Origin of the sequence: Azospirillum sp. TSO5 (assembly GCF_003116065.1) — a bacterium.
Taxonomy (GTDB): Bacteria; Pseudomonadota; Alphaproteobacteria; order Azospirillales; family Azospirillaceae; genus Azospirillum.
Window position 1 is genome coordinate 1 of the sequence record NZ_LGQY01000141.1, and the last position, 11,892, is coordinate 11,892.

The 11,892-nt window shown below is 65.8% G+C and carries 11 protein-coding genes; 9 read left to right on the plus strand and 2 right to left on the minus strand.

From position 1 onward, the window contains the following. Positions 1-186: 186 nt before the first annotated feature. Positions 187-900 (minus strand): IS6 family transposase, encoded by a 714-nt coding sequence (locus TSO5_RS29080; protein ID WP_109154871.1) that lies wholly within the window; start codon positions 898-900, stop codon positions 187-189. Between TSO5_RS29080 and TSO5_RS29085 the strand changes: the two genes are divergently transcribed. Both TSO5_RS29085 and TSO5_RS29090 read left to right on the plus strand, forming a co-directional pair. Further along, positions 899-2,401, plus strand: a complete 1,503-nt coding sequence (locus TSO5_RS29085; RefSeq protein ID WP_109154872.1) for a DEAD/DEAH box helicase — start codon at positions 899-901, stop codon at positions 2,399-2,401. The genes TSO5_RS29080 and TSO5_RS29085 overlap by 2 nt on opposite strands. Positions 2,402-2,478: 77 nt before the next feature. After that, positions 2,479-3,387, plus strand: a complete 909-nt coding sequence (locus TSO5_RS29090; RefSeq protein ID WP_109154873.1) for a hypothetical protein — start codon at positions 2,479-2,481, stop codon at positions 3,385-3,387. Between the two features lie 469 nt (positions 3,388-3,856). Here TSO5_RS29090 and TSO5_RS29095 read toward each other — a convergent pair whose 3' ends face one another. Next, on the minus strand, positions 3,857-4,198 hold the full coding sequence (locus TSO5_RS29095) for a DUF305 domain-containing protein (RefSeq protein ID WP_199231054.1): 342 nt from the start codon (positions 4,196-4,198) through the stop codon (positions 3,857-3,859). Between the two features lie 80 nt (positions 4,199-4,278). Between TSO5_RS29095 and TSO5_RS29100 the strand changes: the two genes are divergently transcribed. From TSO5_RS29100 to TSO5_RS29125, 7 genes are all read left to right on the plus strand, one after another. Continuing rightward, positions 4,279-5,550 carry a type II restriction endonuclease gene (locus TSO5_RS29100; RefSeq protein ID WP_174757574.1) on the plus strand — a complete coding sequence of 424 codons (1,272 nt, stop codon included), beginning with the start codon at positions 4,279-4,281 and terminating at the stop codon, positions 5,548-5,550. Between the two features lie 192 nt (positions 5,551-5,742). Then, positions 5,743-6,792, plus strand: a complete 1,050-nt coding sequence (locus TSO5_RS29105; protein WP_109154875.1) for a DMT family transporter — start codon at positions 5,743-5,745, stop codon at positions 6,790-6,792. A gap of 101 nt (positions 6,793-6,893) precedes the next feature. Further along, complete coding sequence (locus TSO5_RS29110) at positions 6,894-7,160, plus strand: metal-sensing transcriptional repressor (protein ID WP_109154876.1); 267 nt, start codon at positions 6,894-6,896, stop codon at positions 7,158-7,160. 10 nt (positions 7,161-7,170) lie between these two features. Continuing rightward, positions 7,171-7,347: a hypothetical protein gene (locus TSO5_RS32845; RefSeq protein WP_158282510.1), complete on the plus strand. Its 177-nt coding sequence runs from the start codon at positions 7,171-7,173 to the stop codon at positions 7,345-7,347. Positions 7,348-7,356: 9 nt separating this feature from the next. Beyond that, the gene (gene dmeF, locus TSO5_RS29115) at positions 7,357-8,442 is read left to right on the plus strand and encodes a CDF family Co(II)/Ni(II) efflux transporter DmeF (protein WP_109154877.1); all 1,086 of its coding nucleotides are present in this window, start codon (positions 7,357-7,359) and stop codon (positions 8,440-8,442) included. Between the two features lie 75 nt (positions 8,443-8,517). Next, positions 8,518-9,699 carry an MFS transporter gene (locus tag TSO5_RS29120; protein ID WP_246799108.1) on the plus strand — a complete coding sequence of 394 codons (1,182 nt, stop codon included), beginning with the start codon at positions 8,518-8,520 and terminating at the stop codon, positions 9,697-9,699. Between the two features lie 136 nt (positions 9,700-9,835). After that, positions 9,836-11,824, plus strand: a complete 1,989-nt coding sequence (locus tag TSO5_RS29125) for a bifunctional DedA family/phosphatase PAP2 family protein (RefSeq protein WP_199231055.1) — start codon at positions 9,836-9,838, stop codon at positions 11,822-11,824. The last annotated feature ends 68 nt before the right edge of the window (positions 11,825-11,892 follow it).

Below are 11,892 nucleotides of genomic sequence, written 5' to 3' on the forward strand. Positions count from 1 at the left end.
GCGGTCACTGATTCTATACGGATTTGTAACCTGGGCACCTCCCGAGGCGGATGGAATGAACAGCTCCTTCAACTTTCCCGCTATCATTTCACGAGGGACATCTGCCCCTCTATGGGCACCGTCAACTCGTTGGCACCGACCTTATGGCTGGCGCATTTCGGCCACGGATGCCCAGAGATCGGAGGATCAAGCGGCCAGCGGCGCACCGGCGACTTCGGCCCAGGTGGCGAAGGCCTGAGCGCGGGCGGCGCGGTAGTCGGAGGCGGGGCGTTGGTCGCGGCGGAGGTGGAAGAGGTTGGCGATCGGGTCATGGATAGACAGAAAGCGCTGCACCTGTCGGGCCGATTTGAAGCGCTTCATCTGCCGCTCGCGTCGCCGGGTCGGTTGGTGCGAGTTCTCGGCCCGGTTGTTGATGCCCTTGTGCTGGCGATGCTCCACCCCCGGCATGATGGTCCGCTTGGCCGCGGCGTAGGACTTGAGTTTATCGGTCACCAGCACCCGCGGCGCGCGGCCCTGCTTTTTCAGCAATTTGCGGAGCAGGCGCTTGGCCGCCTTGGCATCGCGCCGGCCCTGCACCAGCACATCGAGCACGAAGCCATCGCGGTCGACAGCCCGCCACAGATAATGTTTCTTGCCGGCGATGGTCAGGACGACCTCGTCGAGGTGCCATTTATCGTCCCCGCGTGGCGCCCGCCGACGCAACCGATCCGCGATCTCGCGGCCGAACTTCAAGGCCCATTTCCGCACCGTCTCATGGCTCACGGTGATGCCGCGAGCTGCCAGCATCTCCTCGACCATACGCAGGCTCAAGGGGAAGCGGAAGTAGAGCCACACCGCCGTCGCGATAACCTCGGCGGGGAAGCGGTAGCCGACGTAGCGGGGGTCACGAGGCGTCGTCATGGCAACCCTATACCCGTACCCCAGCCGCACCGCCACTGTGGACTTGACGGTACCTTTGCAGGGGAAGCTGCGCCCGTATCAGAGAGCCGGCGTGCAGTGGCTACACCTGCTCTCTGGGCTTGGGCTGGGCGCCTGCCTTGCCGACGACATGGGGCTCGGCAAGACAATCCAGGTTCTCTCCCTGCTGCTGGTCCAGCGCCAACAGCACGCCGAGGGCCAGCCTAGTCTCCTGATGGCGCCGGCGTCCCTGCTCGCCAACTGGACCGCGGAGATCGAGCGTTTCGCGCCCAGCCTGAGGGCGAAGATCGTCCACCCGTCCGCCATGCCGGCGGATCAGGTCAGGCAGATAACGCCAGATGAGTTCGCAGGGATTGACTTGGTAATCACCAGCTATGGCACTCTGCTGCGCGTGCCGGCACTGGCCAGGACGAACTGGCGTCTCATCGTATTGGACGAGGCGCAGGCGATCAAGAACCCGACCGCCAAGCAGACCAAGGCGGCCAAGGCTCTCAAAGCGGGGGCGCGCATCGCGCTGACGGGCACGCCGGTCGAGAATCATCTCGGCGATCTGTGGTCGATCTTCGACGTCATCAATCCGGGCCTGCTGGGAACGGCCAAGCAGTTCAAGAGCTACACAAAAACCCTGGCCGAACGGGCGCACAATCCCTATGGCCCCCTGCGGGAGTTGGTGCGCCCATACATTCTGCGGCGCATGAAGACGGACCGCTCCGTCATCGCTGACCTGCCCGACAAGACGGAGGTTTCCGCCTACTGCGCGCTCAGCCGTAAGCAGGCTGCTCTTTACGCTCAAACAGTCTCCGACTTGGCGGACGCGCTGCAGGAGGCCGAGGGCATCCAGCGCAAAGGCGTCGTGCTGACGACGCTGATGCGGCTCAAGCAGATCTGCAACCATCCCTCGCAGTGGCTCGGCGACAACGCCTGGGCCGAGGAGGACAGCGGCAAATGGGCCCGCCTGCGAGGAATCGCTTCGGTGGTGGCAGCCCGCCAGGAGAAGATGCTGGTGTTCACCCAGTTCCGCGAGGTGACGGCGCCGTTGGCGTCGTTCCTGGGCGGGGTGTTCGGGCGACCCGGACTGGTGCTGCATGGCGATACGGCGGTGAAGAACCGCAAGGCGCTGGTCGACACCTTTCAGAAGGACGAGACGATCCCATTCTTCATCCTGTCGCTAAAGGCCGGCGGTTCGGGCCTAACGCTGACGGCGGCATCGCACGTCGTGCATTTCGACCGCTGGTGGAACCCGGCGGTGGAGAACCAGGCGACCGACCGGGCCTTCCGCATCGGCCAAAAGAAGAACGTGCTGGTCCACAAGTTCGTCTGCCAGGGCACGGTCGAGGAGCGGATCGAGGCCTTGATCGAATCGAAGAAGCGGCTGTCGGATGATCTCCTCGCTGGCTCGGATGAGATCATTCTTACCGAGATGGCAAATGAGGACCTGCTGCGGCTGGTGGCCCTTGATCTGAACGCCGCGACGAGGGAGTGACGCCGATGGGATATGGGTATGGAGGATGGGCGCCGTATGTCCCGGTCGCCGAACGCCGTCGACGGGCGGAGCGCGAGATGGCAAAACTGCGCAAGAAGGGGCATCCGGTTTCACCGGTGCGGATCGAGGGGCGCACCATCGCCCGGACCTTCTGGGGCAAGGCGTGGTGCGATAACCTGGAGAGCTATCGCGACTACGAGAATCGCCTGCTTCGCGGCCGCACCTATGTGCGCAACGGCTCGGTGGTTGATCTGCAGATCGCGCCACGGCAGGTGAAGGCGATGGTCAGCGGCTCGGCGATCTACACGGTCACCATCAGCATCACGACACTGCCCGAGGCCCGGTGGCAGTCACTGTGCCAGGGATGCGCCGGCGGGATCGACACCCTGGTCGAATTGCTCCAGGGGCGGTTTTCCAAAGCGGTGATGGAGCGACTCTGCCGTCAGGAAACTGGGCTGTTCCCCACGCCCTCGGAAATCCGGTTCTCGTGCACTTGCCCTGACGCGGCGTGGATGTGTAAGCACGTCGCGGCGGCCCTCTATGGCATCGGGGCGCGGCTGGATGAAACGCCCGAGCTTTTGTTCCGGCTGCGTGATGTGGACGAGAAGGACCTGCTGGCCAGCGTGGACCCGGCAGTACCTTTGACCAGCATCGAGCCTGCGGCTGCGAACATTCTTGCGGATGAGGATCTTTCGGTACTGTTTGGCCTCGACATGGCTGGAGGGGAAAGCCTGCCACCGCTGGGCGGAGATGCAGCGGCGTCCAAGCCGCGTGCGACGAGGCGACGCCGGGACAGTGGTGCGCCGGCAATGGCGGTCTCGGACGCGGTGTCACCGCAGGACGCCGCCAAGAAGGTGAGGTCGCGCAGGAAGGTCAAGGAGGTGCCAGCGGCATCGGGGGCAGCCGCGGCGCCGCAGGCCGATCAACGCCCCCGACGCCGCAAACGAGGGGCCGTGTGGGACCCCGCGGACATCTACGAGCCGTGACCATTGTGTCGAGGCGGCCGGTGGCGGTGCATCCGATGCGATCGCCCATCGCACCAGAGGTGGCACCGCGAGGTTGGCCTCCAGGATCGCTCTAGTGAGCGGACTGGTCGAGGGACCAACCGGCGATCTGGCCCGGGTAGGTTCGCAGGTTCAAGTCTGGGGCGCGCAACCACCGAGAGTTGGGGCTTCCACCGATCGACGTTTGACCCCAGAACCGAGCGGAGGACGCCCTGAAAGTGTGGAAGTTTCGGTCCAGCACCCGCATGGGGAGCGGCTGAACTTCTCCTCCTACGTCGAGGTGCGGCTTGCGGCCATCAGCAAGCGTGAGCAGACTAAGCGTCGCCGCCCCCCTAAGAAGGCGTGCGCGAGGTTTGACCCGATCCCTGGATCGCTGGAACCGAACGCGCCCTGAAATTCGTCCGAGCTCTCCACCTGGACCAATGCGGAGACATCAGATAAGTCGCCGCCATCAGCTCTGAGGCGGCTTGCCCGGATGGCGGGCGAGCCAGCGGTCGAGTTGCCGGATCTCCTTCTCCTGGTCCGTGATGATCTTCCTCGCCATCTTCTGAAACTCAGGATCGCGTCCGTTCTGGAGTTCGGCTCGCGCCATGTCGACAGCCCCCCGGTGATGCTTCCGCATCATGGAGGCGAAGTCGTGATCAATATCGCCGGTCATGGGCTGCGCAATCATGGACTGCTGCATCTTCTGCATCGCCCCCATCATCGCCTGGGAGCCCGGGGAGTTGGACATCAAGCCCCTTTGCATCATGCCCTGATGTGCCTGCGTTCCCTGGTGCACGGCCGTAACCAATTATGAGGTCTCCCCCGAGTTGCGATGGAGGGGGTGCTGCTTTACTCTGGGTTCAATCACCTTGAGCGAAGGAGCTTTCCTTGTCCGACCCGATGCGCGCGTTGATCCAACGCTGGCGTGAGGATACCGGCGCGACGTACCGGACCTGGTTTCTGTGGAACGAGCGGGTGAAGAACTTCCGCTCAATCCGCCGCGGCATCCAGCAGGTTGTAACCGACATCGAGGCCGGCACCTTCGGCAACGTCTATCGCGGCTCGTCGCTGGAGACGGTGGTTCACTCGATCGCCGAGCAGCGCCAGATCTTCAAGGGAGCGGACCACGCTTTCCTGTGGAAACCCAAGCTGCGCATCCCGGACATCTATGAGAACCCGGACAACCAGCGCGCCTTCGGGCGGTTACTCGACGCCTGCGTCTGCTGCAACGTTGAGGCGCAAATCCTCGCCGCCATCCGGCAGATCGACGCCAAGCAGATCAAGGGGCTTGGGCCGGCGGTGGCGAACCTCCTGTACTTCCTGCACCCGACCCTGGTGCCGACCTTCAACACGGCCATCGTCAACGGCTACAACGCTCTGACCGGCGCCAAGGTAAAGCTCGGCCGGTGGGACGAGTTCCTGGCGATGCGCCAGGGCATCCTGGCGCTGAACGCCGAATACCGCGACTTGCTGTCCAACGATCTCGGGGCCATCGGCGGACTGCTGTTCGACGTCGGCTCCGCACGCTACGCCGCGCCGCCGCGCACCAACGATGCTGCCGCCCGCACCGTGTGGGAAGCCGACCTCGCCAAGGTGCGTGAGGAGAGCGCCAAGGCTTCCAAGGCTGCGGCCGCCGAGCGCGAGGGTGACCGCACGCACACCGAAATCCAGGGTTGGCTGCGTGATCTGGGCAAGGCGCTGGGCTACGATGTATGGATCGCCTCCAACGACCGCAGCCGGGCCTACGACGGCGGCAAGCTCGGCGAGGGCTGCCTTGAGCGGCTGCCGGAGGCGATCGAGAAAGCGCCTGGTGCCGACGCCATCCGGCTCATCGACGTCCTGTGGCTCGACCGGGGCAAGGCCCATGTTGCCGCTGCCTTCGAAGTCGAGCACTCGACCTCGATCTACTCGGGCGTCGTCCGCATGCTCGATCTGGCACTCGGCACCGAGGCACATGCCCTGGAAGGGATGTTCCTGGTGGCGCCGAACGGCCGCGAGGACGAGGTCCGCGCCCAGTTGACCCGACCGGCGTTCAGCCGCGTCGCCGACCTCCAGGTGCGCTACCTGCCATACGGCGAACTCGAGAGCCACCGAGAATCCATCGCCCGCTTCGGCACTGGCATGAAAGCGATCAACGCCATCGCCCGCACCCTGGTCTGAGCGGATTATAGTTCCGGCTTTAGTGGCTGAACTCGCCCTTTGCCATGGCGAGGTGGTGGGCCTTGGTCTGCTGGCGTCACTCGCGACTGCCGAGCCGGGGCGTTGCGGTATTGGCCATACGACCATTCAGGTCGAAAACGGCGGTGGCCATCTCCACCTTGTTCCGGTTGATGTCGTCTGGGGGGAACTGACATGACCCACCGCTGGCAAGGTATCGCCTACGCGCTGCTCTCGGCTGCGCTCTTTGGCGCCAGCACGCCGTTGGCGAAGGCGCTGCTCGGCGACATCACTCCGTGGATGCTCGCCGGTCTGCTCTACCTCGCTTCGGGCGTCGGGCTGGCAGTGCTCCACACTGTGCGCCGGCTGTGGGCTGGGCCGTCGTCGGAGGCGCCGTTGACGCTTCGGGACCTGCCCTGGCTGGTCGCCGTGATCGCGGCTGGAGGCATTACTGGGCCCATTCTGCTCATGGTGGGCTTGAGCACGACGCCCGCCTCGACCGCCTCGCTCCTGCTGAACCTGGAGGGTCTCTTCACGCTCGGCATCGCCTGGGTCGTGTTCCGCGAGAACGTCGACCGGCGGATCGCCCTCGGGGCGGCGGCGATCCTCGCCGGGGCATTGCTGCTGTCGTGGAGCGGCGGCCCGGAGGGGATCGGCTGGGGGGCGCTGGCCATCGCCGGGGCGTGTCTGGCCTGGGGCATCGACAACAACCTGACCCGCAAGCTGTCGAGCGCCGACCCGCTCCAGATCGCCATGCTCAAGGGCGCCGTCGCTGGGACGGTCAACGTGATCCTCGCCTGGTCCATCGGCGGCACATTGCCGTCCGCAGGTGCGTTCCTCGCGGCGGCGGTGGTCGGCTTCCTTGGCTACGGCGTCTCGCTCACCTTGTTCGTGCTGGCGCTGCGCCATCTGGGATCGGCGCGGACCGGAGCGTACTTCTCGCTGGCCCCCTTTGCCGGTGCCACCGTCGCGATCCTGGCGTTTGGCGAACCGGTCACCACGCGCTTTGTCGTCGCCGCCGCGTTGATGGGCGTCGGGCTGTACCTCCATCTCATCGAACGGCATGAACATGAACACCGGCACGAACCGATGGATCATGAGCACCGCCACGTCCATGACGAGCATCACCAGCATGAACATGAGGGTTGGGAAGGGCCGGAGCCGCACAGCCATCCGCACAGGCACCGGCCGCTTGTCCATACCCACCGGCACGACCCCGACATCCACCACCGCCACACGCATTAAGGAAGGAAGAGCCTTCCGCTTTCCCATGGATGGCGGACCGGGTTGCACGCCGTGCATAGGCATGGTTGACTCATCCCCTCCAGGGGGATAGGAGTCAGGCCATGAGCCATGCCAACAACCCCGATCTGAAGAACCGCCTGCGGCGGGCCGAGGGCCATCTCGCCACCATCACCCGCATGGTCGAGGACGGGCGTGACGGGATCGACATCGCCCAGCAGCTTCAGGCCGTCATCAAGGCCCTCGAGAAGGCGAAGAGCGTCCTCATCCTGGATCACATCGACCATCATCTCGAAGAGATCGTCGGTCCGATGCCGCGCGAGGACCGCGATCGTCTCGTCAAGCTGCGGGAAATCGCCAAGTACCTGTAGGAGCCTGACCATGTGCTGCCGCGCCGCCGTTGAGCGCGTCTTCGCCGAACTGGTTGCGCGGGGCGAGCCGGAAGGCCACGCCCGCGAAGCCGGCCTCGTCATCTTCCGGTTCCACCATCCCAATGTTCCGGCCTCCGAAGCGGCGGTGACGGTGGACTTCTGGACCCGGCCTTCCCTGCTTCACTAGGACCCCGTCATGCACTCCCATTCCATCGACACGTGGACGCACCGGCACGAGTTCCTCGGCGAGCATCACGACCGCAACGAGAGGCGCATCTGGATCGTGGTCGCGCTGACCCTGGTCATGATGGTCGGCGAGATCGTTGGTGGTACGGTGTTCGGCTCGCTGGCCCTGGTCGCCGACGGCTGGCACATGTCGACGCACGCGGCGGCGCTCAGCATTTCGGCACTCGCCTACGTCTACGCCCGTCGTCATGCCCGCAACGAGCGCTTCGCCTTCGGTACCGGCAAGCTCGGCGAGTTGGCGGCCTTCGCCTCCGCCATCATCCTGGCGATGATTGCCCTGCTGATCGGTTACGAGAGCGTTGAGCGTCTCGTCAACCCGGTGCCCATTGCTTACGGCGAGGCCATCGCAATCGCGGTTCTGGGCCTCGCCGTCAATCTCGGGAGCGCCTGGCTGCTGGGCGGTGAGCACCATCACCACGGACATGGGCACCATCACGACCACGGTGCCCATGAAGACCACCGCCGTCACGACCACCATCATGCCGACGGCCATGACGGCGGCCATAAGGACCATCCTCACGGGCATGAACATGGGAATGAGCATGGGCATGGTGGTCACCACGCGCACGATCTAAACATGCGGTCGGCCTATGTCCATGTCCTGGCGGACGCGGCGACCTCCGTCCTCGCCATTCTGGGGCTTCTGGCGGCGGGTCTGTTTGGCTGGACCTGGATGGATCCGATCGTTGGCCTGGTCGGCACTGCCGTCATCCTCAGCTGGGCCTACGGTCTCATCCGCGATGCCGGGGCGGTGCTCCTCGACACGGTGCCGGACCCGAAGTTGGCGACGGCTATCCGCAGCACCCTCGAGACCGGCGGGGACCGGGTCACCGACCTTCACCTCTGGCGGGTCGGTCCAGGCCATCTGGCGGCCATCGTCGCCCTCGTGTCCGATCACCCGAAGCCGGTGGCCACGTACAAGGCACGCTTGGCCGACCTGCACGGTCTCAGCCACGTCACGGTGGAGGTGGCACAGTGCGGGGGTCACCACTCCGGCACCAACCACGATCATCATCCCCACATCCACGCTGCGTGATGCCTGTCCCATACCCCCGCGGCTGATGACCGCGGGGGCCACCGGTGATCGTTGAACGGGTTTCTGGAGTCCGCCGTGTCACTCCGTTCCATCCCCAGCAGCGTCGTCGCACTGGGCTTCGTCAGCCTGTTCATGGACGTCTCCTCGGAGATGATCCACAGCCTCCTGCCCGTGTTCCTGGTTTCGGTCCTGGGCGCCAGCGCGCTATCGGTTGGGTTCATCGAAGGGATTGCCGAGGCCACGGCGTCCATCACCAAGATCTTCTCCGGCGTGGTCAGCGATTGGGTCGGCCGCCGCAAGCCGCTGTTGCTGTTGGGCTACGGCATGGCGGCGCTGACCAAGCCGGTCTTCCCGCTTGCCGACACCCTGGGGTCAGTCCTGTTGGCCCGCTTCCTCGACCGCATCGGCAAGGGTGTGCGCGGGGCACCCCGCGATGCGCTGGTCGCCGAGGTGACGCCGCCCGACCTGCGCGGCGCCGCCTTCGGCCTGCGGCAGTCGATGGACACCGTCGGGGCCTTCGCCGGACCGGCGCTGGCCATGCTGCTGATGGTCTTGAGCGGCGACGACTTCCGCCTCGTGTTCTGGATTGCCGTTGTCCCGGCCTTCATTGCCGTCGCGGTGATCCTATTCGCCGTGCATGAGCCCGATAGGGAGCCGTCCAGCGAACCACGCCGATTCCCCATCCGGCGCGATCAGCTACGGCGGCTGGACGCAACCTTCTGGGGCGTGGTCGCGATGGCGGCAGTTCTGACACTGGCGCGTTTCAGCGAAGCCTTCCTGCTGTTGCGCGCCCAGAGCGTTGGGGTGGAGGACGCCTACGCGCCGCTGGTGCTCATCGTCATGAACGTCGTCTACGCGGTTTCGGCCTACCCGCTGGGGCGTCTGGCCGACCGGCTGGACCGGCGCAATCTGCTGGCCTTGGGCGTCGGGCTGCTGGTCCTGGCTGATCTGGTTCTTGCCGCGGCTGGATCCGTGCTGGTTGTCCTGGCTGGGGCGGCGCTGTGGGGGCTCCATATGGGCGCCACCCAAGGGCTGCTCGCGGTCTTCGTCGCCGATGCCACGCCCGCGGACCTGCGGGGAACGGGGTTTGGCCTCTACAATCTCATGACCGGAATTGCTCTGCTGGCCTCCAGCGCCCTGGCCGGGTTGCTCTGGACCGCTGTGGGTCCGGACGCCACGTTCCTGGCCGGAGCCACCTTCTCCTTGGTCGCCCTGGTCGGGCTGTTGACCATCCTGCCGCGACGGAAGAGGCTGTAGCACTTCGGTTGCCCGGAGCGCCAGGCTGGAAAGCCGAGAGGTCGGTGGCCGTCCTCCACGCGGTACGGTGACGAGAATGGCATCTTATCTTTCGGGAATAACCGATCTGGTTGCCGGGCCTCCATACGCTGCGTACATGGCGGTTTTTCTGCTCGCCATGTCGGAGTCCATTCCGGTGATCGGGGCCGTCGTGCCGGGCACGGCCGTCATTCTCGGCATCAGTGCCCTGATCCCAGGGGGACAACTGGATGCTGTGCCGGTGATCCTCGCCGCGACGCTCGGCGCCATTGCTGGTGACGGGGCTTCCTTCTGGCTGGGGCACCGCTACCACGAGGCAATCCTGAGCCGATGGCCGATGAACCGGCATCCGGAGCTCGTCAACCGGAGTGATGCCTTCTTCCACCGGCATGGCGGCAAGAGCGTCCTGTTCGCACGCTTCACGCCCGGCGTGCGGGCGTTCATCCCCCTGGTCGCGGGCATGTTGCGCATGCCCGTGTGGCGCTTTTACGTCGCGAACGTGGCCTCGGCCCTGGTGTGGGCGCTGTCCCACGTGCTGTCGGGCATGTTGGTGGGTGCCTCCCTGGGCTTCGTCGGCGCTGCGGCCGAACGCGCCGCCATCCTCCTGGTCGTCGCCATCATCGTTCTCTGGGTGATCGCACGGCTGGTGCGCTACGGCGTGCGCAAGGCCATTCCGGTGTTGGCTGCCGGGCAACGACGGCTTTGGGAATGGTCGGCATCGCGGGACACCTGGATCGCCTGCCCGGTTCGCGCCATCCTCGATCCTGCCCTGCCCGAAGGGAAGGCTCTGGCCATAGCAGGGGGTATCCTGGTGGCGGCCTCCTGGCTGTTCCTTGGCATCCTTGAGGACGTGGTCAATCGAGACCCGTTGGTCCGCGTCGACGTCGGCGTCTACCGCCTGCTCCAAGGCTTGCGCACGCCGTGGGTCGACTCAGCAATGGTTGCCATCACCGAGTTCGGCGACACCTCGGTCACGCTGCCGGTCACCGTTGCCGTCGCGCTTTACCTGGCGGTTCGGCGCCGGTGGAAGACGCTGGCCTACTGGCTGGCCGCGGTCGGCGGCGCGGCCGCCATCAACACCGCCATCAAGGGCGCGCTGCACCGGATGCGCCCCGGTGCGCTCGGCTATTTCGGCTGGAGCGAGTTCTCCTTTCCGAGCGGACACAGCACGACCAACGCCGTCATGTACGGATTCCTGGCCTTCCTGGTGGTCCGCCGGTTGGGTCCAGGGTGGTGGCCGGTGGCCGTGCTGGCCTGGGCTGGGCTCGTGGTGCCGATCGCGTTTTCCCGTCTCTACCTGGGGGCACACTGGTTCTCCGACGTCATGGGCGGGCTCGCCTTCGGCATGGCGTGGGTCGCCGTGCTCAGCATCGCCTATCTGCACCACCAGCACCGCGGGCGCGTGCGCGGGCTGTTCGTCGTGGCCTGCATGACCCTCGTCGTGGCCGGAGGCGTCAATGTGTACCGCAAGCATGCGGCGGAGGTGCAGCGCTACGCCGCTCGGGAGGCCGCGCCCACCGTCCTTGCTGGCGACTGGTGGACCGGGGGGTGGCAGCGGCTTCCGGCCCGCCGGGTCGACCTCATCGGGGAGGAGGAGGAACCGATGACGGTCCAGTGGGCCGGTCCGCTCGAGGCACTGAAGGCAACGCTAAAGGACAGTGGATGGCGCGAGCCGGAGGGATGGACGATGACCAACACGCTGACGTGGCTCACAGCGGACACCGACCCGTTGAACCTGCCTGTGCTGCCTTACCTCGAGAGCGGGCGCGTGCCGGTCCTTACACTGATTCATCCGGCCGAAGACCAAGTGTCAGCGGCGGCCCGCTGGGTGGTGCGGCTTTGGGCAACCGGCTTCGAGCTTCGGAACGGCAGCACCGTGCCGATCTGGGTCGGAAGCGTCGTAGAGGAGCGCTTCACCCATCCGTATTCCCTGTTCACGCTCGGGCGCATGCAGCCCGACCTTGACGGTCCACGCGATGCGCTTGCCAGTGCATTGGGCGAAGTCAGCCTCGTGGGGCCTGCACCTCCGGTGGCGAGATATGAATGGGACCGGCGGGTGCTGCTGGCCCACGCCCGGTCCGTGTCGTCGAGCGAGGCCGCGCCTTGAGCCCACCAGCCTGTACTTTTGGCGGCTTACCGCTCCGCCCTGACCACAAGACCTCCAATCCGCCGTAA